At 71.3% G+C, this 25,110-nt stretch carries 21 protein-coding genes; 9 read left to right on the top strand and 12 right to left on the bottom strand.

The annotated features are described in order from the left end of the window. Positions 1-39: 39 nt before the first annotated feature. Complete coding sequence (locus QSJ33_RS07845) at positions 40-4,935, top strand: glycosyltransferase (RefSeq protein WP_285724278.1); 4,896 nt, start codon at positions 40-42, stop codon at positions 4,933-4,935. 29 nt (positions 4,936-4,964) lie between these two features. Here QSJ33_RS07845 and mutL read toward each other — a convergent pair whose 3' ends face one another. The 5 genes from mutL to QSJ33_RS07820 all read right to left on the bottom strand — a co-directional run bounded on the left by mutL (position 4,965) and on the right by QSJ33_RS07820 (position 10,090). Further along, on the bottom strand, positions 4,965-6,761 hold the full coding sequence (gene mutL / locus QSJ33_RS07840; protein ID WP_285724276.1) for a DNA mismatch repair endonuclease MutL: 1,797 nt from the start codon (positions 6,759-6,761) through the stop codon (positions 4,965-4,967). Between the two features lie 162 nt (positions 6,762-6,923). Then, positions 6,924-7,379 (bottom strand): hypothetical protein, encoded by a 456-nt coding sequence (locus QSJ33_RS07835; protein WP_285724274.1) that lies wholly within the window; start codon positions 7,377-7,379, stop codon positions 6,924-6,926. Then, positions 7,376-7,894 carry an FMN-binding protein gene (locus QSJ33_RS07830; RefSeq protein ID WP_285724272.1) on the bottom strand — a complete coding sequence of 173 codons (519 nt, stop codon included), beginning with the start codon at positions 7,892-7,894 and terminating at the stop codon, positions 7,376-7,378. The genes QSJ33_RS07835 and QSJ33_RS07830 overlap by 4 nt, the downstream gene beginning before the upstream one ends. A 7-nt stretch (positions 7,895-7,901) precedes the next feature. After that, the gene (locus QSJ33_RS07825) at positions 7,902-9,167 is read right to left on the bottom strand and encodes a hypothetical protein (RefSeq protein ID WP_285724270.1); all 1,266 of its coding nucleotides are present in this window, start codon (positions 9,165-9,167) and stop codon (positions 7,902-7,904) included. Continuing rightward, entirely contained in the window at positions 9,164-10,090 is a 927-nt protein-coding gene (locus tag QSJ33_RS07820) for an FAD:protein FMN transferase (RefSeq protein ID WP_285724268.1), read from the bottom strand. Before QSJ33_RS07820 ends, QSJ33_RS07825 begins: the two co-directional genes overlap by 4 nt. Positions 10,091-10,186: 96 nt before the next feature. Between QSJ33_RS07820 and QSJ33_RS07815 the strand changes: the two genes are divergently transcribed. Beyond that, a complete protein-coding gene (locus tag QSJ33_RS07815) occupies positions 10,187-12,727 on the top strand; it encodes a hypothetical protein (protein WP_285724266.1) in 2,541 nt (846 codons plus the stop codon). 52 nt (positions 12,728-12,779) lie between these two features. After that, complete coding sequence (locus QSJ33_RS07810) at positions 12,780-13,988, top strand: metallophosphoesterase (protein WP_285724264.1); 1,209 nt, start codon at positions 12,780-12,782, stop codon at positions 13,986-13,988. Here QSJ33_RS07810 and QSJ33_RS07805 read toward each other — a convergent pair. Next, positions 13,964-14,386 (bottom strand): thiol-disulfide oxidoreductase DCC family protein, encoded by a 423-nt coding sequence (locus QSJ33_RS07805; protein ID WP_285724262.1) that lies wholly within the window; start codon positions 14,384-14,386, stop codon positions 13,964-13,966. The genes QSJ33_RS07810 and QSJ33_RS07805 overlap by 25 nt on opposite strands. Continuing rightward, on the bottom strand, positions 14,365-14,634 hold the full coding sequence (locus QSJ33_RS07800) for a TMEM165/GDT1 family protein (protein WP_285724260.1): 270 nt from the start codon (positions 14,632-14,634) through the stop codon (positions 14,365-14,367). The genes QSJ33_RS07805 and QSJ33_RS07800 overlap by 22 nt, the downstream gene beginning before the upstream one ends. A gap of 60 nt (positions 14,635-14,694) precedes the next feature. Here QSJ33_RS07800 and QSJ33_RS07795 point away from each other — a divergent pair, with 60 nt between their 5' ends. The 4 genes from QSJ33_RS07795 to QSJ33_RS07780 are packed head-to-tail and all read left to right on the top strand — an operon-like array spanning position 14,695 to position 16,556. After that, entirely contained in the window at positions 14,695-15,642 is a 948-nt protein-coding gene (locus QSJ33_RS07795) for a ribonuclease D (RefSeq protein WP_285724258.1), read from the top strand. Beyond that, positions 15,639-16,046, top strand: a complete 408-nt coding sequence (gene fliW, locus QSJ33_RS07790) for a flagellar assembly protein FliW (protein ID WP_285724256.1) — start codon at positions 15,639-15,641, stop codon at positions 16,044-16,046. The genes QSJ33_RS07795 and fliW overlap by 4 nt, the downstream gene beginning before the upstream one ends. Positions 16,047-16,070: 24 nt before the next feature. Next, positions 16,071-16,349, top strand: a complete 279-nt coding sequence (csrA, locus tag QSJ33_RS07785) for a carbon storage regulator CsrA (protein ID WP_285724255.1) — start codon at positions 16,071-16,073, stop codon at positions 16,347-16,349. 18 nt (positions 16,350-16,367) lie between these two features. Next, on the top strand, positions 16,368-16,556 hold the full coding sequence (locus QSJ33_RS07780) for a YjfB family protein (RefSeq protein ID WP_285724252.1): 189 nt from the start codon (positions 16,368-16,370) through the stop codon (positions 16,554-16,556). A 3-nt stretch (positions 16,557-16,559) separates the two neighbouring features. Here QSJ33_RS07780 and uvrA read toward each other — a convergent pair whose 3' ends face one another. Next, positions 16,560-19,436 carry an excinuclease ABC subunit UvrA gene (gene uvrA / locus QSJ33_RS07775; protein ID WP_285724250.1) on the bottom strand — a complete coding sequence of 959 codons (2,877 nt, stop codon included), beginning with the start codon at positions 19,434-19,436 and terminating at the stop codon, positions 16,560-16,562. Positions 19,437-19,620: 184 nt separating this feature from the next. Here uvrA and QSJ33_RS07770 point away from each other — a divergent pair, with 184 nt between their 5' ends. Together QSJ33_RS07770 and QSJ33_RS07765 are read left to right on the top strand one after the other, a co-directional pair. After that, entirely contained in the window at positions 19,621-20,532 is a 912-nt protein-coding gene (locus QSJ33_RS07770) for a CHAD domain-containing protein (protein ID WP_285724248.1), read from the top strand. Continuing rightward, positions 20,529-22,163, top strand: coding sequence for a sensor histidine kinase (locus QSJ33_RS07765; RefSeq protein WP_285724247.1), 1,635 nt, complete (start codon positions 20,529-20,531; stop codon positions 22,161-22,163). Before QSJ33_RS07770 ends, QSJ33_RS07765 begins: the two co-directional genes overlap by 4 nt. Here QSJ33_RS07765 and murI read toward each other — a convergent pair. From murI to QSJ33_RS07745, 4 genes are all read right to left on the bottom strand, one after another. Beyond that, positions 22,160-22,984 (bottom strand): glutamate racemase, encoded by an 825-nt coding sequence (murI, locus tag QSJ33_RS07760; RefSeq protein WP_285724245.1) that lies wholly within the window; start codon positions 22,982-22,984, stop codon positions 22,160-22,162. The two genes, QSJ33_RS07765 and murI, sit on opposite strands and share 4 nt — an antisense overlap. Further along, entirely contained in the window at positions 22,948-23,817 is an 870-nt protein-coding gene (locus QSJ33_RS07755) for a 50S ribosomal protein L11 methyltransferase (RefSeq protein ID WP_285724243.1), read from the bottom strand. Before QSJ33_RS07755 ends, murI begins: the two co-directional genes overlap by 37 nt. A 153-nt stretch (positions 23,818-23,970) precedes the next feature. Further along, positions 23,971-24,405: a hypothetical protein gene (locus tag QSJ33_RS07750; protein ID WP_285724241.1), complete on the bottom strand. Its 435-nt coding sequence runs from the start codon at positions 24,403-24,405 to the stop codon at positions 23,971-23,973. Then, positions 24,392-25,093 carry a hypothetical protein gene (locus QSJ33_RS07745; RefSeq protein ID WP_285724240.1) on the bottom strand — a complete coding sequence of 234 codons (702 nt, stop codon included), beginning with the start codon at positions 25,091-25,093 and terminating at the stop codon, positions 24,392-24,394. Before QSJ33_RS07745 ends, QSJ33_RS07750 begins: the two co-directional genes overlap by 14 nt. Positions 25,094-25,110 lie beyond the last annotated feature (17 nt).

Below are 25,110 nucleotides of genomic sequence, written 5' to 3'. Positions count from 1 at the left end.
CATCCGCTCGGCAGCCCACGCCCCAGGACAGGAGCCCTCATGACGTCAGCCGCCATCCGGATCGTCACGATCAAGCCCAAGGGCTATCTGCACTCGGAAACTTTTGCCGAACTGGCGCAGACCTTCCGCGACGCCTTCCAGGCCTTGGGCGCCCCGGCGCAGGTAGCCGAGAACCGGTTCGACCCGGCCGCCGTGAACCTGATCCTGGGCTGGCATCTGCTCGACAGCACCCAGGAGGCCGCCCTCCAGGCCCAGTGCATCCTCTACAACCTGGAGCAGATGGACGAACGGAACCAGCACCTGCGGGACCGCCTCGTGCGGCTGTCGGAGCGTTGCGAAATCTGGGACTACAGCCGGCGGAACGTGGAGATCCTCCACCGGGCCGGCATCTCCAAGGGCATCCAGCTCGTTCCCATCGGGACCATGCCCGGGCTCACCCGCATCCCCGTGGCGCCGGACCAGGACATTGATGTGCTCTTCTACGGATCCATCAACGATCGGCGGCGCCACATCCTGGAGGCCCTCCAGGCCACCGGGCTCCGCGTCCACGCCGCCTTCGGCGTCTACGGCCGGAAGCGGGACGCGCTCATCTCCCGGGCCAAGGTGGTGCTGAACCTCCATTTCTACGAGAGCAGCATCCTCGAGATGGTGCGGCTGTCCTACCTGTGGGCGAACCGGAAGGCCGTGGTGGCCGAGTGCAGGCCGGAGACCGACCTGGAAGCCGGTCTGGAGGGGGCCGCCCGGTTCGTCCCCTATGAGCAGCTCGTGGCCGCCTGTCAGGACCTGGTGGCCGACGCAGCGGCCCGCGCGGCCCTGGAATCCCGGGCCTACGAGATCATGTCCGCCCGGAGCGAGGCGGAGATCCTCCGGAAGGTCCTGGCGGGCGAGGCGGAGATCCTGCCCACCGCCGAGCCGGCTCCGGCGGAGGATGCCCCCCTCTGCAGCCTCGTCATTCCCGTGTTCAACAAGGTCGAGTACACCCAGCAGTGCGTGGACCAGCTGCGGAAGAGCACCCCAGACAGCCTCTACGAACTCATCTTCATCGACAACGCCTCCAGCGACGGCACTGCGGACTATCTGGCCGGCTTGACGGGCCGGGTCCGGGTGATCACCAATCCGGACAACCGGGGCTTCGTGGAGGCCTGCAACCAGGGCGCCGCCCTGGCGCGGGGCCGGTACCTGGTCTTCCTCAACAACGACACGGCCCCGCTGCCGGGCTGGCTGGAGGCGCTGGTCGGCATGGCCGAAGGCGATCCCACCGTCGGTGCCGCCGGGGCCCAGCTCGTCTACCCCGACGGGCGGCTCCAGGAGGCGGGCGGTCTGATCTTTTCGGACGGCAGCGGGTGGAATTTCGGACGGTTCGCAGATCCCCTCAATCCCGCCTACCTGGTCCCCGCCGAGGTGGACTACTGCTCCGGTGCGGCCCTCCTGGTGCGACGCGAGCTCTTCGAACGCCTGGGTGGATTCGACCGCCGCTACGCCCCCGCCTATTACGAGGACACCGACCTCTGCTTCGGCATCCGGAGCCTCGGCTACAAGGTGATGTACTGCCCGTCCTCCACGGTGCTGCACTTCGAGGGGATCACGGCCGGCACGGATCTCTCCAGCGGCTTCAAGCGCTATCAGGCCATCAACCGGGAGAAGTTCGTGGCGAAGTGGGCCGCGGAACTCGCCCGCCAGGATCCACCCCCGTCCGTGACGGGACATCCGCCCGCCACCGCGGATCGCCGCCGGCTGGCCGCCCGCCCCGCGAAAAGCGGCCCGGCCCCCCACATCCTCATCGTCGATCCCTTCCTTCCGCTCCACGACCGGGCCTCAGGCTCCTTGCGGCTCTTCCGCATCATCCTGATCCTCCGGGCCCTCAAGTACGACATCACCTACATCGCACGGAACGGCCTGGGCCAGGAGAACTACCAGCGCCAGCTGGAGGCCCTCGGCGTGAAGGTCTACGCCACCGACCCGGAGAAGATGGCCCAGCTGGGCTACCGCTGCGACGCCCCCCCGATCAACCTGGCGCGCATCCTCGGCGAGCGGCCCTGCCACCTGGCTTGGCTCTCCTTCTACGACATCGCCGAGCAGTACCTCCCCGAGATCCGGCGGTACTCCCCCGGTACGACCGTGGTGGTGGACACCGTGGACGTGCACTTCCTCCGCGAGACGCGCCAGGCCGAGCTGGCGGGAGACGCGGCGGCCCTGGAGGGGGCGGCCCGGACCCGCGAGCGCGAGCTTCGGATCTACGGCCAGGCCGACCGGGTGGTGACCGTCACCGAGGCCGACGCCACCGTCCTCCGGGAGGCGGGCCTCACGGTGCCCACCACCGTCATCCCGAACATCCATCCGCCTGTGGGGGAGACTCCCGGCTGGGAGGCCCGGAAGGGGCTGGTCTTCGTCGGGAACTTCAACCACACGCCGAACATCGACGCGGCCCTCTGGCTGGTCCGCGACATCCTTCCGAAGGTGCGGGCCCTGGTCCCCGGCACCCGCCTGACCATCGTCGGGCCCAATCCGCCTGCGGAGCTGCAGGCCCTCGCCTCCCCGGGCATCTCGGTAACAGGCTGGGTCCCGGACACGGCCCCCCACCTCGACGCGGCCCGGGTGTCCGTGGCGCCGCTCCGCGTGGGCGCGGGCATGAAGGGCAAGGTGGGGGAGGCCCTCTCCCGGGGCCTGCCGGTCGTCACCACGTCCATCGGGGCGGAGGGCATGGGCCTCGAGGACGGCCGCCACGTCCTGGTGGCCGACGAGGCCGAGGCCTTCGCCTCGGCCGTGGCCCGCCTGCTCCAGGACCGTCCCACTTGGGAGGCCCTCGGCCGGGAGGGGCGGGCCTTCATCACCGCCACCTACGGCGTGGAGGGCGTGGGGAAGGTGCTGCAGGAGCTGGTCCAGGCTGCCCAGTCCCAGCAGCTGCCGCCGGGTCTGGATCAAGAGGGGGAATCCCGTATCTACGACGACATGTACGACGAGCGCCGGCAGAGTAACCCCGAGGCATTGACCCTGGCCTATTGGAAGGACCACTTCGCGACTCGGACCGCCCTCCGGGAATGCCCCACCGCTGGGCGGCTCTTGGACCTGGGCTGCGGAACCGGTGAAATTGACATCTGGCTCGCGCGTTCGCATCGGCACCTGCAGATCCTCGGCGTGGACCTGAGCGACACAGCCCTTTCGGTGGCCAGATCCCACGTGGCCGGTGAACCAGGGGACCTGGGAGAGCGGCTGGTCTTCCACCGAGGCACCCTGGACTCCATTGACACATCGGGCGGCCTTCTGGACGGCTGCCTCGCCTCCCACGTCTTTGAACACCTGCGGGATCATCATTCGCTGTTCCTGGACCTCCACCGAATCCTGAAGCCGGGTGCGAAGGTGGTCGTGGTCGTCCCCAATGGCCATCACCACGATGACCCCACCCATGTCTGGCATTTCTCCCCCGACCGCCTGGAGGGGTTGCTGCGCCGCTACCTCTCGGATCTGGAGGTGCGCCTCAGCGAAGAGGGCGATCAGATTTCGGCCACCGGACACCTGAAGCCGATGGGCGAGATCGCCGAGGCCCAGGGGCACGCCGCAGGCGGAAAGATCGTGGCCATGCTGCGGATAAAGAACGAATCGGAGTGGATCGCCGAGGTCTTGGCCTCCATCGAGCGGATCGCTGATGAGATCGTGATCCTGGACGACCACTCCACCGACGACACGGTGCGCATCTGCCGAACCTTCCGGAAGGTCGTGGCGCTGCACGAACAGTGCGACCGGGACGTTGACGAAGTGCGCGACAAGAACATCCTCCTGGCCATGGCCCTCGAACGCGATCCGGACTGGATACTGGCCATGGATGGCGACGAGGTGCTGGAGGAGAGCGCTGCCAAGCGGATCCGCGACGGGATTCGGTCAGCTCCTCCCCAGGTCGCGACCTTCGCCTTCGAATGGCTCTACTTCTGGAACGACCGGGAACACTACCGTGTGGATGGCAAGTACCACAGCCTCTGGCATCCCCGCCTGCTCCGGATGGCAGGACAGGATCGCCAGAAGCTGGCCTTCAGGAACACCGGGCATGGAGGCAATTTTCACTGCGGCAGCTTGCCCGCAAACGTTGTCGGGCTGAGTTCGCGGCTGGACGTGAAGGTCAAGCACTATGGATACCTCCATCGAATCCATCGCGAGCGGAAGCTGGAGTTCTACCGACAGCATGATCCCGAAGCCGCTGCCCAGGGTTATTACGATCATCTGGTTGACGAAACGGGCATGCAGCTTCTGGTGTGGAAGGAGCGCCCCTTCTCCCCTGCGCCTTCCGTGGCGGATTACTTCAAGAACGCCCGCCCGGAAGTGGCGCGCCTGGTGCCTTTGGAGGCCAAGCGCATCCTCGATGTCGGCTGCGCGGCAGGGGCGCTCGGAGCGTCCATCAAATCCAGGGGCGCCGGCACCCGGGTGCATGGGATCGAGGGAAATCCCCAGGCGGCGCGGCTGGCGGCTCGCGTGCTTGACGGCGTCTGGACCGCCGACCTCGACCAGCTCGGAGTACCCCCTCCCTTTGAACCCCACTCCTTCGATTGCATCATCCTCGCGGACGTCCTCGAACACCTGAAGGACCCCCCGGGCCAGCTCTCCAGGTTCAAAGGCCTCCTCGCTCCGCGGGGTTGCCTCGTGCTCAGCCTCCCGAACGTCCGCTTTTTCGGCGTCGTTCACGACCTGCTCGTGCGGGGCCGCTGGACCTATGAAGACGAAGGCATCCTGGACCGGACGCACCTGAAGTTCTTCACCCGTTCCAGCATGCTAGAGCTGCTGGCCGCTGCGGGATTCCAGGCGGAAGTGGTGGAAACCGTCACCCAGCCTGCCGACGGGAGGATGCTCCCCCTTCTGGCTGCCGTGTCCGCCGCGGGGGGAGATGTGTTTGCGGCCCGGGAAGACCTGCAAGTGTTCCAGTACCTGGTCCGAGCCAGACTCTCCTGACCCACCCTCGCCAATCCTGGAAGCCGCTCCTAAACCCGCCGCCCGAAGCTCCGCTCCAGGTCGGCGAGGCTGAGCTTCTTGAGGATGGGCCGGCCATGGGGGCAGGTGTTCGGCACCTGGCAGGCCAGGAGGTCGCGGACGAGGGCCAGGGCGAGGTCGGCGGGCAGGGCGTGGTGCTTCTTGATCGCCGCGCGGCAGGCCAGTTCGGCGTTCAGGTCGCGCCGGAAGGTGTCCAGGTCCACACGGCCCTCCCGCTCCAGGCGGGCCAGCAGGTCCTCCAGGAGCGCCTGCGGATCGCGGTCCGCCAGGAAGTCGGGAAGTCCCCGGACCACCAGGGCGTCGTCGCCGAAGGGATCGGCCTCCACGCCCGCCGCCTGCAGCTCCTCCAAAAAGGGGGCGAGCCGCGCCACGGCCTCGGGGCCGAGCCGAACGGCCTGGGGGGGGAGCAGGGGCTGGATGGCCGGCGCGTGGCGGCGCAGGAACAGCCGCTCGTAGAGCACCCGTTCGTGGGCCACGTGCTGGTCCACGATCCACAGCTCCGGTCCGGCCTCCCCCGCCACCTCCACCAGCAGGTAGGTCTGCTGGAAGGAGCCCAGGAAGCGCAGACCGTGCCCGTCGCCCAGGGCCTCGGCGGCGGCGGAAGGCGCCGTCGCATAGGCGTAGGGACGGTCCAGCGGGCGGGTCTCGAAGGCGTCGGCCATGGCCTGCACGGCGGCGAGGGCCCCGCCGGAATGGTCGGACCAGAGGCGGGGATGCTGGGCCTCGCCCCGCCGGGAGGGATCCAGGTCGAACTCCGCCTCCAGGGGCTTGGGGGGCAGCTCCAGCACCGAGGCCAGGCCGCCGCGGAGCTGGGCCCAGGCCTCCTCCGTGGCGCCCCGCACCCAGGCGAAGAGGCGCTGGGGGTCGCGGAAGCGGACCTCGGCCTTGGTGGGATGGACGTTCACGTCCACCGCCTCGGGCGGCAGCTCCAGGAAAAGCACGGCCGCCGGGTACGAACCCTTGGCGAAGGTGCCGGACCAGGCCTCGGAGAGCGCCGCCAGCAGCAGCCGGTCCCGCACGGCCCGGCCGTTGACGAAGAGGTAGAGGTGGTTGCGGTCCCGGAAGCTGAGGTCCGGCGGGGACACGAAGCCCCGCAGGCGCCAGGGCGGCTCGCCGTTCACGAAGGGCACCAGGCGCGCCATCTTCTCGCCGAGCAGGGGCGCCAGCCGCAGGCCGGGATCCGCCACGGGGGGCAGCACCAGGGGCGCGCCGCGGTCCGGGCGCAGGGTCCAGTGGACGCCCGGCGAGGCCAGGGCCATGCGGGCCGCCACGCCCCAGAGCTGGGCGTGCTCCGTGTCGGTGGATTTCAGGAAGCGCCGCCGGGCGGGGAGCTGGGCGAAGAGGTCCCGCACGGTCACGGTGGTCCCGCGGCTGCGGGCCATGGGCGCCACTTCCCGGATGACGCCGAACTCGCTGCGCAGGCGGTGGCCGGCGCCCTCGGCCTCGGCGCTGGCCAGGTCGAAGCGGCTCACGCTGGCGATGCTCGGCAGGGCCTCGCCCCGGAACCCGAAGGTGGCCAGGTGGCCCAGGTCGTCCGCCGTGCGCACCTTGCTGGTGGCGTGGCGCTCCAGGGCCAGGTAGAGCTCGTCGCGGGCCATGCCGCAGCCGTCGTCCGCCACCTCCAGCAGCCGCTTGCCCCCCTCCTCCCAGGCCACTTCGATGCGGGTGGCCCCGGCGTCCAGGGCGTTCTCCACGAGTTCCTTGAGCACCGAGGCCGGCCGCTCCACCACCTCGCCCGCCGCGATCTGGTTCGCGACCTGGTCCGGAAGGATGCGGATGCGGCTCATGAGTTGCCGCTCCGCCATGCACCCCGCAGCGGGCGGGCGGTGTTCCGAGCCGCTTCCCGCGACGCGCTTCGCGCTTTGCGGGAGGGGCCCGCCGCGATCTGGTTCGCGACCTGGTCGGAGAGGATGCGGATGCGGGACATGGCTCCAGTGTAGTGCGACCGCCTACCGCCCGAGGATGGCCACGCCCCGCGGGACTCCGCGCGCGGCCAGCAGCGTGCGCAGGGCGTGCCCGCCATAGGCCAGGAGGAAGAGGCCCGCACTGAGGCCGTGGGTCCAGGAGAGGGCGGTCCGCCATGCGGGGTCCGTGGCCACCTGCACGGCGTAGCCCGAGAGCACCATGGGGGCGATGAGGAAGGCCAGGCCCAGGCCCGTCCGCCGGCCGTTCGCTCCCGTCCGCAGGCGGGCCCACAGGTGGCCCCGCACCATGACGCCCAGGGTGAACACGAGCAGGGGCGCCACCAGCACGTGGAGGTGCTGGGCCAGCCCCAGCCAGGGACTGGGCTCCGGTCCGAACTCCCCCATCCGCTGACCGAACCAGCGCAGGCCGCCGTCCAGGAGGCCGGTCGCCGCCGTGAGCCACGCCGCGGCGTGGAGGCTCCAGCGCTCCAGGGGGCTCATTTCGCGCCCCCGTAGAGCACCTGCCAGAGGGCCAGGCAGCGGCGGGCGGCATCCGTCATGGCGTTGGCGGTGAGGGTGGCCCCGGAGAGGGGGTGGATCTCGCCCTTCAGGCTCAGGTGGTCGTCCAGGGCCTTCCCCTCGAACTGCCGCACCCAGGCCTGCTTCGCCAGGTACTCCTGGGGCTCGTGGAAGACCACCACCTCCACCCGGAGGACGCGGCCCTCGGGGGACACGGCCACCAGCATGGTCTCGTTCAGGGTGCGGACCCGGTGGGTGTCGAAGAGGCCCACTCCCATCAGCCGTCCGTCCTTCCGCGCCTCGTAGGCTACGGTCCACCGCCCCGGCAGGTCGCCCTTGGCGAGGGCCCGGGCCTGCGCCGCCTGGGCGTCCGTGAGGATGACCTCCTTCCGGCTGAGCTGGGCGCCGGGGAAGGCCAGGGCCAGCGCCTCCTGGGGCGTGGGAAGGGCGGCGAAGAGGGGCAGGGCGAGGGCGAAGGGGGCGAGGATGCGGATCATCGGGACCTCAGAAGGTGTAGCCGAGCGAGAGGCTCAGCTGGTCGCGGCCCGTGCGGGCCCGGTTCTCGGCGCGCGTCCAGTCGGCCTTCACGGCCACCTGGGGGATGGGCTTGTAGGCCAGCCCCGCCGTCACGAGGGCCTGGCCCTGGGCGCCATCCACGGGGACGCCCGGCACCACGGCCTGCTGGGCATCCAGGCGCTCCCAGCGCAGGTAGGGGATGAGGGCCTGGCGCGAGCCCCGGAGCACGTCGTAGCCCGCCTCCAGGTAGCCGCCCCACTGGCGCACGCCCACCGCGCGGGCGGGATCCGCGGGCGCCAGGGCGGCCACGCCGGCCTGGCCGAGGGTGGTCCGCGCGTAGAGGCCCCGGAGCTGGAGTCCCCCGGCCCGGTACTCGGCGTGGGCGTCCCAGAGGGTGGTGCGGATGGCCTCGCCGGTGCCCGTCTGGTTGCTGTTGCCGGTGTAGAAGCTGCCGCCGAGGAGCACCCCCGGCCGCGGCGTCCAGTCCAGGCGGCCGGTCCACGCCGGGCTCTGGGCGTTGGCCTTGTTGCCGTCCTGGCGGCCGTCGGCGATGCCCCCGGCGTTGAAGCGGGAGGCCTCCAACCCGTCCATCAGGTAGACGCGGTAGGTGAGGTTGCCCGGCAGGTCGCCGTGGATGCCCACGCCGTTCTCGTGCCAGGTGGTGGGGATGATGGTCTGCTCCACCAGGGGTCGGCGGGCCCCAAGGAAGGCCGGCGGCTCGTGGATCTCATTCACGAAGCCCATGGGCACCAGCATCTGGCCGGCTCGGATGTTCAGGCCCTTCGTGAGCAGGAAGTCCAGGTAGTAGAACTCGGCGATGGCCTCGCCCTCGGGGTGCTCGTCGCTGTAGCCGCCGTGCTCGAACTCGATCTCCGAGTTGAACACGATGCGGTCGCTGAACTTGTAGCCCGTGTAGAGCACCATCCGCAGGGCGTCCACCGACTTGTCGCTGCCCACGTGGGTGCCGTCCTGCAGGGTGGCGGCCTTGCCCTGGTAGAGCAGCTCCCCGTAGCCGCCGATGCTCAGGCCGGCGGGTGCGTCGTAGACCTTGCTGGCGCTGGGGGCCAGGCCGAAGCGGCCTTCCGTGGGGGCGGCGGGCATGGCCGTGCCGGCGCGCTGCGATTCCAGCTCGCGCGACATGGCGTCGAGCCGGCGTTCGAGGTCCGCCACGCGCTTGTCCGTGTCTGTCTTCTCCTGCGCAAAGGCGGGAAGGGCCAGGAGGGCGAGGACCAGGGGGGTGAGCAGGGACTTCATCGGAGCTCCTTGGGATGCAGGGCGCGGAACGCCGCGCTCGTGCGGATCGTCCCGTCGTTCAACAGGAAGGCCGCCGCCGTGCCGTGGCGTTCGGCCCAGGCCAGGCCCCGCTCGGGGCCCAGCACGTAGAGGGCGGTGGAGAGGATGTCGGCCGTGAGGCCCTCGGTGGCCACCACGGCCACGCTGCCCCAGGCCGGGCTGGGCTCCCCGGTGCGGGGATCGAGGATGTGGCGGCCCCGCTCGGAGGTGCCGCTGCAGGAGAGCGACGCGTCCTTCAGGAGGAGCGTCAGACGGGGGCGCTGGCGGTCCAGGGGATCGGCGATGGCCGCCTCCACCGGATGGCCCCAGGCCAGCAGCTGGCCCCCGAAGTCCAGGAGCCCGGAGGGCGCGGCCGTCGCCGCCCGCATGCGGTCCAGGGCGTAGCCCTTGAGGAAGCCACCCTCCTCCAGGGCCGCCCCGGGGTCCAGGAACCGGGCCGTCCCCCCCTTCCGGTCCAGGACCAGCAGGGCGGAGCCGGAGGCCTGCCGGGCCCGTTCGAGTTCCAGCGTGGTCGGCCGGCGGTGCCCACCCTCGCGGATCCCCCAGGCCTTCATCAGGGCTCCCAGCGCGGGGTCGAAGGCGCCCTCCGTGCAGACCTGCCAGGCCTGCACCTCCGCCAGGAGGTCCAGCCACTCCCCATCCAGGGCCACCGGCCGTCCGCCCGCGGCGTTCAGACGGCTCCAGGACGACGCGGGATCCCAGGTGGAACAGGCCACCTCGATGCGGGAGGCCTCCCGGAGGGCCGCCTCCGACCCGACTCCGGGATCCCCGGGTCCCTCCAGGTGGATGCGGAGCTGGGTGCCCATGGCCAGCACCGTCCGGTCCAGGGCCAGGGTCATGGCCAGGACGGGAACCAGGGGGAAGAAGGCGGGGTGTCCAAACATGAGAATGAGTCTTAATAAATTTTATTTCCGGATCAAGTATTTTTTGCGACAACGTCTCAATTAGTGACGGCCGTCATGGCTTGGCACACTGGAGAGATGCGCCCCCGCGTCCTCCTGCCCTGTCTGCTGGCCCTGCCGGCCTTGGCCGCTCCGCGTGTGCAGGCACCGGACGCGACCTGGATCACCTTCACCACGGCCCACTACCGCATCCACTGCCCGGCGGCCTTCGAGGCCTTCGGCCGGGACGCGGCCGCCCGGGTGGAGGCGATCCACGATCGCTACCTGGGCCTGGTGGGCTACGTGTACCCGCGGCCCATCGACATCCTCATCCTCGACCCGATGATGACGGCGAACGGCATGGCCTTCCCCCTGCTCCGGCGCCCCTTTGTGGTCCTCTGGAAGACCCCGCCGGAGCCCGACTCGGCCATCGGCCACCTGCGGAGCTGGCCCGAGCTGGTGCTCACCCACGAGCTCGGGCACATGCACCACCTGCTCTGGCCCGCGCGGAAGCCCGGGCTGTGGCGGCGCTGGACCGAGGTGCTGGGCCCGGTGGTGGAGAAGTGCCCGCGGTGGGTGATCGAGGGCTACGCCACCCTCCTGGAGGGGAAGCTCACGGGCAGCGGCCGGCCCCACGGGGCCTTCCGGGCGGCGGTGCTGCGCCAGTGGGCCCGGGAGGGCAAGCTCACGCCCTACAGGGCCCTGGATGGCACGGGCGGCTTCCTGGGCGGCGCCATGGCCTACCTGGAAGGCAGCGCCTACCTGGAATGGCTGGAGCGCCGCGCCCAGGACCCCAAGGTCTTCCAGGGGCTCTGGAAGCGGCTGGCCAGTCCCAGGCGGCGCTCCTTCGACGAGGCCTTCACCGCCACCTTCGGGTTCACCGCGAGGGACGGCTACCAGCGCTTCTGCGCGGAGGTCACCCACGACGCCCTGGAGCTGGAGCGCCGGGCCGAGGCCGGGGGTGCCCTGCGCGAAGGCACGGTGTTCACGGGCCTGGACGGCTGGACCAGCGACCTGTCCGTGAGCCCCGACGGAGGCCGCCTCATGGCCCTGGTGCGGGATCCGAAGAAGCCCGGCATCTACATCTGGGACCTGCGGGCCAAGGCCCCGGCGCCGGAGGCCCCGAAGGATCCCGAGGAGCTGCCGGACCACGCGCCCCGCGTGCCCCGCGTCCCACCCACCTGGCGCATTCCGCCCCTGGATGGCTCGCTCCCCTGGCAGCCGGTCTGGGCCGGTTCACAGGCGGTCTCGTTCCAGCTCCGCCTGCCCGACGCCGAAGGGGTGCTGCGGCCCCAGGCGCGGCGCTGGACCCTGCGCGGCGGGACACCCCCGGCCGCCGTCCCCGCCGCGAAGCCCCCGGCCTTCGCCTGGGGGGAGGTGGACGGCGTCTGGAACCTGAAGGACGCCGCCGGCCACCCGCTGACCCGCACCCTCTCCGCCGCCTGGGATCCGGCCCCCACGCCCGATGGCAAGACGCTCTACTTCTCCCGGCTCACGGCCACGGGGGTGGAGATCCGGAAGCTGGACCCCACCCAGCCCGCCCTGCCGGCGGGCCCCCTGCCCGCCGATCCCGCCCCCATGGCGCCGGAAACCGTGCTGCCGCGGCCGGACGAGCCGGATCCCCTGCCCCCGCCGGGGCCCGCACCCGAGCCCCATCCCTACCGGGTGGGCGAGAGCCTCAAGGCCTTCTCCCTCGCCGGCTACAGCGTGACCCCCTCGGGCCTCAGCGCCCAGGTGGGCGCGGGCGGCAACGACATCCTGGGCCGCCTCAACTGGCAGGTGCTGGCGGGCCTCGGCGACGGCGCCGGGCCCCGGGGCGGCCAGACGGGTCTCTCCTGGCACGGCTGGCGCTGGGCGCCCTCCTTCCAGCTCTTCTCCGTGCTGGCGCGCCCCTCCAGCCAGCGCTTCGCGCCCGCCTCGGGCTACGACCAGGAGCGCCGCGGCGCGGAGCTGGCCCTCACCCGGGAGGACCTGGGAAGGCCCCGGACGCTCCTCGTCCCCTCCCTCGCCTTCGAGCGCGTGGTCCTCGCGGGCCGGCCCGGGGTGGACCGCGCCGTGGCGGGCCTCCGCGGCGCCTGGGGCAGCTGGTGGACCGCGGATCGCCAGGGCGCCAGCCTCTCCGGGCGGGCCGCCTGGCAGTCCGGCCGCACCGGTGGCCAGGACTGGACCCTGGCCCGGGCCTCCCTGGCCGCCGGCTGGATCAATCCCTGGGCGCCGCTCACGCTTCGCTGGGAGGAGGGCCGCCTCTCCGGCGACCCCACCGCCCTGGACCGCTTCCACCTGGGCGGCGTGGCCACCTCGCTCCTGCCGGAGAGCCTCGACCTCAACCGCCTGGCCCAGGCCGCCCTCCCCGCCTACACGGCCACAGGCGACCGCCTGCGCCGCCTGCGGGGCGGCGTGGGGCTCGGGCCCCTGGAGGCCTACGTCGAGCACAGCGTCGTGTGGGACGCCGCGGCCCCCCGCCCGGCCGCCCAGCGGGTGGCAGGCCTGGAGCTGGACAGCGACCGGCTGGGCCTGCCCCTGGACGTGGTGCGCCGGGTGGCGGGGAACCTCCGCTTCAGCCTCGGGATCCACCGCCCCCTGGATGGGGCCATGAAGGACCGGACCGTGGTCACCCTGAGCGTCCTGCTGCGGCCCTGAGCCCCGGCTTCGGACACCCGCCCCTTCCCGGCCCTGCCATCCTGGAGGGCCCATGGGCTTCCTGATCGCCATCCTCGTCATCGGCCTGCTGCAGTTCCTCCACCTGCAGCTGCTGCGGCTGGAACTGCCCGACCGCGTCCAGCGCTGGATCCCCTGGGTGCTGGTCCTGCTGCACCTTCCGGTGGCCTTCTTCGCCGCCCTCCGCTTCGTCGCGCCGGGGACGCCCCTCCTGCCGGACTTCGTCCGGCTCCTGGCCCGGATGGGCTTCTACTTCCAGGCCCTCACGGTGGTGCACCTGTTCCTCGCCATGGTGGCGGAGGGGACCTGGCGCGTCTGGCAGCGCTCGGAAGACCGCCCCGAGCCCGAGGAGGGCGTGGATCCCTCGCGACGGGCCTTCCTCCGCTCGGCGGCCCTGGCCAGCGCGGGCGCGGCCACCGCCCTGGCCGTGGGTGGGGAGCGGGAGGCCTACGGCGATCCTCAGATCACCCGCCAGCAGCTCTTCTTCCCCGACCTGCCCCCGGGCCTGGACGGCCTGCGGCTGGTGCAGCTCAGCGACCTCCACGCCGGGCCCCTCATCGGCCCCACCATCCTCCGCCGCTGGCGCGACCTGGCCGAACGCGAGAAACCGGAGCTGCTGCTCTTCACGGGCGACCTGGTGGACAGCCGGGCCGAGGAGCTGGCGCCGCTCCTGGCGGCCTTCCGCGGGTTCCGCCCGGCCCTGGGCACCTTCGCCGTGCTGGGCAACCACGACTACTTCGACGATCCCCGGCCCCTCTGGCGGGACCTCGAGGCCGAGGGGATCCCCTGCCTGGAGAACCGCGCCGCCCTCGTGGCCCGCCGCGGGAGCCTCCTGGCCCTGGTGGGCCTGCAGGACCCCATGGCCCGCAACGGCCGCTTCATGCACAAGGTCTTCGGCCCGGGCCCCCGGCCCTCCGAGGCCACCCGGGGCCTGCCGGATGAGGCCTTCCGCCTCTGCCTGAACCACCGGCCCAGCGAGTGGGACGCGGCCCTGGCGGCCGGCGCCCGCCTCACCCTCTCCGGCCACACCCACGGCGGACAGATCAACCTCATCCCCGGCGTCTCCAGTGCCCGCCTCATCGGCCCCTACACGGACGGCCTCTACCGCCGCGACCAGGACCTGCTCTACGTGAGTCGAGGCCTCGGCGTGGTGGGCCTGCCCATGCGGATCCAGGCCCCGCCGGAGCTCGTGGTCATCGAGCTGCGGCGCGAGCCGGATCAGGGATCGAAGCGGGCCCGCTGATCGGGTGGGAGGGCAGGGCAGGTCGCACCTGGCGGCCGGAACCAATGCCGGCGCCGTCGGGCCACGGTGTCGTAGCAGCCGTCCATCCAGGCCCGGGGCAGGATCCCGACCAACCCGGCCAGCAGGGACCAGCCCCCACCCAGGCGCCGGAGGAGGTGGATGAGCGCCGCAGTGCGCACGAGGGGGGGGCCCCCCGCCGCCAGCACCACCAGGCTGTCCGGCAGCTCCCCGCGCGATTCCGGCCGCACCTCCCGCAGGAAGGTCTCGCCCCCTAGCGGTGCGAACCGGAAGGCCCCCCGGCGGTCATGCCTGACGAGGAAGCGCACGGCCCCATGGCAGAGGCCGCAGGCCCCGTCGTAGAAGATCCACTCGGGACTCAGCCCCTGGCCAGCACCCACAGGCCCACCCCGATGAAGGCCAGCCCCGCCGCCCACTTGATGGCCGCCTCGGGGATGACGCGGAACAGCACGCCGCCCAGGGCCACGCCGATGGCCGTGGCGCAGACCAGCGCCGCGCTGGCGGCGAGGAACACCGTCCACAGGGCGCCGCTGCGCACCGTGGCGGTCATGGCGGCCAGCTGGGTCTTGTCGCCCACCTCGGCGAGGAACACCGTGAAGAACGTGGTCCAGAAGAGCGAGCGGTTCATCCTTGGAATCTCCTGCAATCCCCAGCGTACCCGTGACCGGGGTTGAGGCACACTGGTGGGATGGTTTCGGACCGCTTCGACCTGCCCACGACCTACGTGGATTCGCCCGAGGGACTGCGCGAAGCGCTGCCCCACTGGTTCGAGGCGGGCCTGCTGGCCGTGGACATCGAATGCAGCCTCACGGGCGTGCACCACTGCGTGCTGGCCCTGCTGCAGGTGGCCACCCACGACCAGGCCTGGCTGGTGGACCCCATCCCCCTGCAGGAGCTCATGAAGCCCACCCTGGAGGCCATGGCCCAGGTGCCCTGGATCGTCCACGACTTCTCCGGCGACGGCATCGTCTTCAAGCGCCTCTACGACGTGGTGCCCACCAGCGTCTTTGACACCATGCTGCTGAGCCGCGCCCTGGGCTACCCGCAGCCGGGCCTGAAGACCATGGCGCGTCTCAAGCTGGGCCTCGACATCCCCAAGGAGGAGCAGGACTCCAACTGGATGCTGCGGCCCCTCCGCGAATCGCAGATCAGCTACGCCAGCCGGGACGCGGCCCTGCTGCTGCCCCTGCTGCGCACCCTGGCCGACGAGGCCGAGGCCCGCCGGGAGGATCCCGAGGTCGGTCCCCGGCTGGCGGCCCTGCCCCTGGAGCTGCGCCACCTCCTGCGCCGCGTTCGCGCCTACAAGGCCCCCGCCCACGACCCGGTGGTGGAGAAGGTGAAGCACCTGGGGGACCTGGCCGTGGAGCGGGCCCGCAAGCTCACGGCCTACCGCTGGGCCTGGGGCAACGAGGGTGACGTGGCCGCCGTGATGGAGCTGGGCAACCGCTGGCTCATGGCCCGGCTGGCCCACCCCCCCGTCAGCCAGGAGGCCCTGGAGCGCACCATTCCCAATCCGCGCTTCCGCCGCAAGCGGATCGAGGCGCTCTGGGAGGTGTTCCGGGAGGGCGCGCACCAAACTAACGGGGAGCCGGAGCAACCCGATGAGCTGATCTGGAACAACTCCGGACAGCCATGACCCAACCCGCGACCGACGACGGCATCCTCCTGACCCTCCCCAAGGGCCTGCTGGGGTTCCCCCACCTGACCAGCTACCGCCTCTTCGAACCCTCGGACGGCTACCCCCTGAAGTTCCTCCAGGCCGTGGACCAGCCCGAGGTCTCCTTCGTCTGCATGGATCCCGTGGGCCTCAAGCCCGACTACGCCGTGCCCCTCGGCGACAGCGAGGCCGAGATGCTGGGCCTGCAGACCCTCTCGGAAGCCCTGATCCTGACCCTGGTGGTGATCCCGGAGGATCCCCGGCGCATGACCACCAACCTGGCCGGTCCCCTGGTGGTGAACACCCGCACCCGCATCGGCCTGCAGGTGGCCCTGCCCTCGGATCGCTACCCGCTGAAATTCCCCGTCTTCCCCCAGGCCTGATCGGGGCCCTGCTACCCTCGGGCCATGCTCGTCATCACACGGAAGCCGGAACAGTCCCTCATCATCGGCGGCGAGGTGGAGGTGATCGTCCTCGGCATCACCAAGGATGGGGTGCGCCTGGGCATCAAGGCCCCCCGGGAGGTGCAGGTCCACCGCCGGGAGGTCTTCGAGGCCATCGCCGCGGAGAACCGGGCCGCCGCCGCCGCCAAGGTGCCCGTCCAGGACGCCGCCGCCCTCCTGCGGGCCAGCCTGGCCCCTGGGACAAAACCGCCCCCTCAAGCCAAGCCCCCCAAGGGCCGATAGGAACCCATCGAGGGTTCCATGCAGATCTCCGCCGCCACCAGCGCCGTCCAGTCCATGAGCCAGGTCCAGAACCAGGCCTCCATCGCCATGCTGCGGAAGTCCCTGGACCTCACCAGCCAGCAGGGCGCCGCCCTCGTGGCCATGATCGACCAGACCGGCGTCCCCCCGACGCCGGGCGTGGGACAGAACATCAACCTGCAGGCCTAGGGTCTACTTCAGGTACGGCGCCAGGTACCGCCCCGTCACGCTGGTCTTCCGGGTGGCCACCTGTTCGGGGGTGCCGGTGGCGATGATCCGGCCGCCTTCGCCGCCGCCCTCCGGCCCCAGGTCCAGGATCCAGTCGGCGGTCTTGATCACGTCGAGGTTGTGCTCGATGACGATGACGGTGTTGCCCGTCTCCACCAGGCGGTTGACGACTTCCAGCAGCTTCTGGATGTCCTTCAGGTGGAGGCCCGTGGTGGGCTCGTCCAGGATGTAGACGGTGCGCCCGGTGGCCCGCTTGCTCAGCTCCTTGGCCAGCTTCACCCGCTGGGCCTCGCCCCCGGAGAGCGTCGTGGCGCTCTGGCCCAGGCGGACGTAGGCCAGGCCCACATCCACGAGGGTCTGCAGCTTGTTGGCCAGCACCGGGATGGGCGCGAAGAGCGCCAGCGCCTCCTCCACGGTCATGTTCAGCACATCGGAGATGCTCTTCCCCTTGTAGTGGATCTCCAGCGTCTCGCGGTTGTAGCGCTTGCCCTTGCACTGCTCGCAGGTGACGTAGACGTCCGGCAGGAAGTGCATCTCGATCTTGAGGACGCCATCGCCCTCGCATTTCTCGCAGCGTCCGCCCTTCACGTTGAAGCTGTACCGTCCCGGCGCGTAGCCGCGGGCCTTGCTCTCGGGCAGCTGGGCGAAGAGCTCCCGCAGGGGGGTGAAGAGCCCGGTGTAGGTGGCGGGGTTGCTCCGGGGCGTGCGGCCGATGGGGGCCTGGTCGATGTCGATGACCTTGTCCACGTGCTCCAGGCCCTTGATGGTCTTGTGCTTCCCCACGATGTGCACGCCCTGGTGGAGCTGGTTGGCCAGGGCCTTGTAGAGGATCTCGTTCACGAGGGTGCTCTTGCCCGAGCCCGAGACGCCCGTGACGCAGGTGAACAGGCCGATGGGGAATTCGGCATCCACCTTCTTCAGGTTGTTCTCCTCCGCGCCGCGCACCTCCAGGTAGCCGCGCTTGGCCTTGCGGCGGGTGCGGGGCACGGGGATCGCGTCGCGGCCCGAGAGGAAGTCGCCGGTGACGGAGCCCGGGGTGCGGCCGATCTCCTCCGGCGTGCCCTGCGCCACCACGAAGCCGCCGTGCTCGCCGGCGCCCGGCCCCATGTCCACCACGTGGTCCGCGGCGAGGATGGTCTCCAGGTCATGCTCCACCACCAGCACGGTGTTGCCGAGGTCGCGCATCTCCTTGAGGGTGCGGATGAGCTGCAGGTTGTCCCGCTGGTGGAGGCCGATGCTGGGCTCGTCCAGCACGTAGAGCACGCCCTGGAGCTTGCTGCCGATCTGCGTGGCCAGGCGGATGCGCTGGCCCTCCCCGCCCGACAGCGTGGCCGCGCTCCGGTCCAGGGTGAGGTAGCCCAGGCCCACGTCGTCCAGGAAGCCCAGGCGCTCGCGGATCTCCTTGAGCACCTTCTCGGCGATGACGGCGTCCTTGCCCTCGAGCGCCAGGTCCCCGAACCACTTCCGGGCGTCGCGCACGCTCTGGGCGGCCACCTGGGCGATGTGCAGGCCGCCCACGTAGACCGCCAGCACCTCGGGCTTGAGCCGCTGGCCGCCACAGGCCTCGCAGGGGATCACCCGCATCGACTCCTCGAGCTCGGCCTGGATCTCCTCGCTGGTGGTCTCGTGGTAGCGCCGCTCGAGGTTCCCGATGATGCCCTCGAAGGAGTGCATGAAGTCGTAGCGGTTGCGCTTGCTCTCGTAGGTGAAGCGCATCTCCTTCTCGGTGCCGTGCAGGAGCAGGCGCCGGATGTCCGAGCCGAGCTTCTTCCAGGGCGTGTCCAGGCTGAACTTCAGCTTCCGGGACAGCTGCTCCATCATCTGGGACCGCCAGCCGTCCTCGCTGACGCTCTTCCAGCCGCTGGCCTGGATGGCGCCCTCGTTGATGCTCAGCTCCGGGTTGGGGACGATCAGCTCCTCCGCGAACTGCCGCTTGAAGCCCAGGCCGTCGCAGGTGGGGCAGGCGCCGTAGGGGCTGTTGAAGGAGAAGGAGCGCGGCTCCAGCTCCGGCAGGCCCTGGCCGAAGCGACCGCACTTGGGGTTGTTGCAGGCCAGCTTGGTGGAGAAGAGCTGCTCGTGGCCGTCCACCCCCCCCTTCGAACGCCGGGCCTCCGCGCCTGCCTCGGCCTCGAGGATGATCAGGGCCGAGCCCTCAGCCAGGTTGCAGGCGATCTCCAGGCTGTCCGCCAGCCGGGACTGGATGGCCGGGCCCACCTTCAGGCGATCGATGACCACCTCGATGGTGTGCTTCTTCTGCTTGTCCAGGTCCGGCACGCCGTCGGTGAAGTCCAGCATCTGGCCGTTCACCCGGGCCCGGATGTAGCCCCGCTTCATGAGGTCCTGGAGCAGCTTCTTGTACTCGCCCTTGCGGCCCCGCACGACCGGGGCCAGGATCTGCAGCTTCGCCCCCTCGGGCTGGGCCAGGATCTGGTCGGCCATCTCCTGGATGGTCTGGCTGGCGATGGGGAGGCCGCAGGCCACGCAGGTGGGCTTCCCCGTGCGGGCGAAGAGCAGGCGCAGGTAGTCGTAGATCTCCGTGACGGTGGCCACCGTGGACCGGGGGTTCTTGCTGGTGGTCTTCTGCTCGATGGAGATGGCGGGGGACAGCCCCTCGATGCTGTCCACGTCCGGCTTTTCCATCTGGTCCAGGAACTGGCGGGCATAGGCCGACAGGCTCTCCACGTAGCGCCGCTGGCCCTCGGCGTAGAGGGTGTCGAAGGCCAGGCTGGACTTGCCGGAGCCGGAGAGCCCCGTGATCACCACCAGCTGGTTCCGCGGCAGGCTGAGGTCCAGGTTCTTCAGGTTGTGCTCGCGGGCACCTTTGATGTGGATGTGTTCCATCCTTCGGCTCTCTCCATCTATCGTGCGCGACATCTAGTCGCGCACTCCCACTCGCTCGCTCCGCTCGCTTGCGGAGATGGAGCCTCGGTTGTGCTCGCGGGCACCTTTGATGTGGATGTGTTCCATGGGTCCACCAGCATACGCCAATTTTTCGCCTTCCGAAAAAGTGTCTAGAATGGCGGACATGCATCCGGCCGAACTGGCGATCCTGCTGCACCGGGCCCTGGAGGTCCGCCTGGCGCGCCTGCAGGAGCTGCTGGCGGCCCCGGACTGGACCGAGCAGGACGAGCCGCTGCACCAGGTGCGGGTGGCCGCCCGGCGCCTGGGGGCCGTCCTGGACCTGGTGGATCCCGAGGCCTACCCCGCCCACAAGGGGCGCCGCCGGGCGCTGAAGGATCTGGTGGACGTCCTGGGCCTGACCCGGGAGCTGGATGTGCATGCCCTCCACCTGCGGGAGCGGCATGCCGAAGCCCGGACCCCCTGCCAGACGGCCGTGATCGAGCACCTGCAGGAACGGGTCGACCGCGAGCGGGCCAAGACCCGCAAGGCCATGCACCGGGAACTCGACCGGCTCCGGCTGCCGGACCTCGGCCGCCTTCTGGACGTGCCCAGCCTGCCCGCGCCCTTCCAGTCCACCAGCCTGCAGGAGGCGGCCTGGGCGGCCCTCGAGGCCCGGGCCGCCGCCGCCCTCGATCCCATCCCCGCCCTGGTCGAGCGCGAGGATCCCGCCGCCCTCCACAAGGGCCGGGTGCGCCTGAAGAAGCTCCGCTACGCGCTGGAGGCCCTGGAGGGGGCCTTCCCGGTTCCGCCGGAGGCGCTGCTGGACCGGCTGAAGGGCCTCCAGTCCGCCCTGGGCGAGCACCACGACCTGGCAGCCCTCGAGGCCCTGCTCTGGGCCGAGGAGGCCCGCCTCCGCAGCCACGACCGGGTGGTGCTCTGCGGCGGCATCCTGGAGGTGCTGGGCGATGTGGCCGAGGCCCGCCGCGCCGCCTTCGTGGCCTTCACGGACCGGGTGCGGGGCCTGGACGCGGCGGCCTTCGCGCAGGTGGTCCGCCCCGCCCTGGGCCTGCCCGCCGGCCCGGGCGTCCCCCGATGAGGTTCCGCCCCCTGGAGTGGCTGCTCAGCCTGCACGCCAAGCTCTTCATCCTGCTGGGCCTCGTCACCAGCATCCTCACGGTGGCCGTGGCCTACTCCATCATCCGGAACAGCCGCCGCGAGATCGAGACGTACTCCCGCAACCTCACCATCGAGGCCGCCCAGACGGTGGAGACGGACGTGCGGGAGCGGGATCCCAACTTCCACGATCCCGACAAGCTGGACCAGCTCCTCTCCAGCATCGCCGGCCCCGACCGCAGCGTCTTCCAGATCGACGTCTTCCGCCGGGTCGGCCGCAACGAGGTCCAGCTCCTGCGCTCCTCCGGCGACGAGGACAGCGTGGACTGGGGCCCCGATCTCGGCAGCTACCTCAGCCTGGCCGGCCCCCAGACGGAGCTGGTGGACCTGACCACGGGGAACAAGGCCTGGAAGGTCTACCTCCCCATCCGCAACCCCCGCCCCGGACAGCCGCCGCTGGGGCTCATCCGGGCCTACTGCGACCTGGAGCGATGGGAGGTGGTCTGGAACCAGAATTTCCGGAAGACCCTCCACACGCTCCCCGGCGTCCTCCTCGGCGAGTTCATCCTCCTCTGGCTCATCCTGCGCCTCCTCATCAGCGATCCGGTGGCCGCCACCGTGCGCGCCATGCAGCAGCTGGAGCAGGGCGATCCCGCGGCCCGCATCCCCCTCCGGCGCAGCGACGAGCTGGGCCTCATCGCCACCCGCTTCAACGACATGGCCGCGCGGCTGCAGCGGGCCGGCGACGAGCGGGAGGCCCTCATCCACGAGATCCAGGGGCTGAACGCCTCGCTGCAGGACCGGATCGATGCCGCCCTGGGGGAGCTGCAGGCCAAGAACGCCGAGCTGGCGCAGATGGCCGAGCGCAACGCGCTGCTGCGCGAGGAGCTGGGCGCCCAGGAGCGCCTCGCCGTGGCGGGCCAGCTCACCGCCACCTTCGCCCACGAGGTGGGCACGCCCCTCAACCTGGTGAACGGGCACCTCCAGCTCCTCGCCGGCCAGTCGGAGCTGCCCGAGCGCACCCGGGAGCGGCTGGGGGTCATCCACGCCCAGATCCAGCGCGTGGGCGACATCGTGCGCCGCATGCTGGACCTCACCCGGCGCCCCCAGCTCCATCGCCAGGCGCTGGCCATGCCCGCCCTCCTGGCGGACCTGCGCCAGCTCTGGGCGCCCATGATGGCCGCCCACGGCGTTCGGGTGGAGGCCGAGGTCCCGGCGGAATGTCGGCTCGACGTGGACCGCAAGCAGATGGAGCAGCTCTTCCTGAACCTCATGAACAACGCGGTGGACGCGATGTCCGAGGGCGGTACCGTGCGGCTGGAGGCCGAGCCCGCCGAGGGCTCCACGCCCGAGGCCCCCTGGTGGCGCCTCGCCTTCCGCGACTCCGGCCAGGGCATTCCCGCCGACCTGCTGCCCCAGGTGTTCCGCCCCATGTTCACCACCAAGCCCGAGGGAAAGGGCACGGGCCTCGGCCTCAGCATCTGCCGGGAGATCGTCCGGGGGCACGGCGGGGACATCCGCATCGAGAGCGCGGAGGGCCAGGGCACCAGCGTCATCTTCACCCTGCCGGGCGCGGCGGCGGCGCAGGTGGCAACGGAAACGGACGCGACCTAGATGTCCACCACCTCGACGTCGCCGAGCTCCTCCTCCAGGAAGCGGCTGCCCACCTCCTTCAGGCGGCTGCTGGCGTCGGTGAGCTGGACGCGGAGGGAGCCCCGGGCCCCGGCCGTGCGGTAGCCGAGCCGGCCCTGGAGCAGGCGGTCCACGGCCTGGGCGGTGACGCGGCCGCTGTCGATCCAGCGGGTGCCCGGGCGGCTGCGCTCGAGGCTCTCCAGGAGCGTCGGGTAGTGGGTGCAGCCCAGCACCACCGTCTTCACCTCGTAGGGCAGCTGGTTCAGGTAGCGGCGGCAGATGCTGTCGGTGACCGGATCGTCGAACCAGCCCTCCTCCGCCAGGGGCACCAGCAGGGGGCAGGCCACGCTGTGGATGACCTTGGCGGGATCGCGGCGGTGGATGGCCGCCTCGTAGGCCGCGCTGCCCACGGTGGCCAGGGTCCCGATGATGCCCACGGGGCCGGGCACCGACGCGGCGGCCTCGGCGCCGGGCTCGATGACGCCGATCACCGGGCAGGGGCTCACGGCCTGGAGCGCGGGCAGGCCATGGGCGCTGGCGGTGTTGCAGGCGATCACGATGAGCTTGGGGTCGTGCCGCTGGAGCAGCTCGCCCATCTGGAGGGTGTAGCGCTCGATGGTGTGGTGGCTCTTGCTGCCGTAGGGCAGGCGCGCGGTGTCGCCCAGGTAGATCAGCTCCTCCTGGGGCACCAGCTGGCGCAGGGCGTGGATGACCGTGAGTCCGCCGATGCCCGAGTCGAACACCCCGATGGGACGGTCCGCCCGGCTCATGCCGCCACCCGCTCCGCCAGCACGGCGATCCACTCGCCCTCCTTCAGCACCTTCACGGGTTTGAAGCCGTGGGAGACGAGGCTCACCAGGGCCTCGTCCGTGCGCTCGGCCAGGATGCCGCTGGCCACCAGCCAGGCCCCCGGCGCGGCGACCTCCGCCATGCGGGGCAGCAGCTCCTGGATGGTCTCCAGCAGGATGTTGGCCAACAGGCCCGCGTAGGGGCCCTGCACCCGCGGGTGGTCCAGGGTGCCCACGAAGGATTCGTAGGGCTTCGCGCCCTTCAGGAGGTGGGCGTTCAGCTGGATGAGCTCCTCCATGGCGGGGCCGCAGTCGGGGTCGATGTCGAAGGCGGTGAGGGCCCGGCCGCCCAGCAGGTGGGCCGCCAGGGAGAGGATGCCGGTGCCCGCCCCGATGTCCAGGATGGGGCCCCCCAGGCGACCCGCCGTGGCCAGCTCCTCCAGCAGCGCCATGCAGAGCCGGGTGGTCTCGTGGCCGCCGGTGCCGAAGGCCAGGCCGGGGTTCACCACCAGGTCCAGGCGGTCCGCCGGACCCGGCGTCCCATCCCAGAGGGGCCGCACATGGAAGCGGGCACCCACCTCGAAGGCCCCGAAACCCTCCCGGCTCTTGGCCAGCCAGTCCTCGTCACCGAAGGGTTCCGCTTCCAGCAGATCCACCCCCGGGAAGGCCGCGAGACCCGCCGGGTCGGGAGCCTCCTGGTCCGGCGGGAAGTAGGCGTAGCAGGCCCGGGGGGGGTCGGCCTCCCGGTAGAAGGCCGAGGAGCCCCGGGCCTCCAGCCAGGCACAGAGGGCCTCTTCCTGGGGGTCCGGGACCGCCAGCCGCCACCGCAGGTGCATCGCATTCGCCATGGGCCCAGGGTAGCAGGCACCCCCTGGAACCTTTCCCTCCGGGGATGCACTGGAGAGGTGCGGCGCGCTCCAGCACGACCGCGGTTCGCGGGAAACGTTCCGGGGGGAACGGCGGGGGGGGACGGCTGTCCCCCCCCGCTCTTGTTCCGGGCCTCAGGGCCGGGGTGGCCCATCAGGCGCCAGACCGAGCCAGTGGTCGGGTGTGGATCCCGTCGCCTCGAGCCGCACGCCCTCGACCACGGCGGCGCGCTTCCGCGTCAAGGCCAGCAGGGCCCTCCGGGAACCCGGCAGGCGATCCAGCTCGAGGTACTGGATCCGGCCGGCCAGCCGGGAGATGGGCAGGTGATGCACCACCTCGGCGGCCTCCTCCCCGTCCTCGTCCCCGTCGCGCTCCCGCCGGTCGATTTCCAGGGCCTGCAGCGTCCGACCGGGCATCCGGTAGACGAACAGGAACTGGTGGTCGCCCTCCACCCGGTAGAACACGACGTGATCCGTACCCGGCACCACCCGGTCGAAGGGCAGGCCGGCGGCCGGGCCCACCGCGAGGATCGCGGCCGCCAGGGGCGCGAGCAGGCTAGTACCAGCCATCCCCGTCCGGGTTGAGGATGGCCGCCGCGAGGGCCTGTTCCGCCGCGTGGGCCGTGGCCGTCACCGAAGCGCCGAAGGGCACCACCACGTAGCGCATCAGCCCGGCCTCGTCGTGGTAGGCGGAGTGGTAGGCCAGGAAGGCCTCGCCGGCGGCCTTGCCCCCCAGGGTGAGGTTCTGGCCGGGGGCCAGGAAGACCACGACCAGGGACTCCGGGCTGGGCCGGCCGAGTCGGCCCTGGGCCAGGGCCGCGTGGAGGAAGTGCTGGAGGGCCAGGTCGGTCACGGTGGGTCCCTGGGGCAGGAAGGGAACCACCCCTTCCTCCGCCACGGGGAAGCTGTAGGCAGTGAGGCTGAAGGACTTCATCGCGGCGAAGCGCTCGGAGACCCCGAAGGCCACCAGGGCGCCGTTGAGGTCGCGCATGACGCCCGCGTGGGCGCGGGCGGACCAGGCGGTGCCCAGGAACAGGGTGGACACCCGGGGGGCCTTCACCACGGACCCGCCATGGAAGGTCCGGGCGGGCGCCGTGGCTGGGGCCGCGGGCGGCACGATCTCCACGCGGCCGTCGTCGTCATCCACCAGCACGGTGTGGGCAGGGGCGTCCTGCAGGGGCATGCGCCCGGACTGGGCGGCCAGCGGCAGCGCCAGGACGCAGGGGAACATCAGGGATGCGTTGAATCGAAAGGTCATGGCGGAATCCATGGTGG

The sequence above is a fragment of the Geothrix rubra genome (assembly GCF_030268065.1).
Lineage (GTDB): Bacteria > Acidobacteriota > Holophagae > Holophagales > Holophagaceae > Geothrix > Geothrix rubra.
Note: the sequence above shows the minus strand (reverse complement) of the source record. Positions and strands in the feature narration are given on the sequence as shown.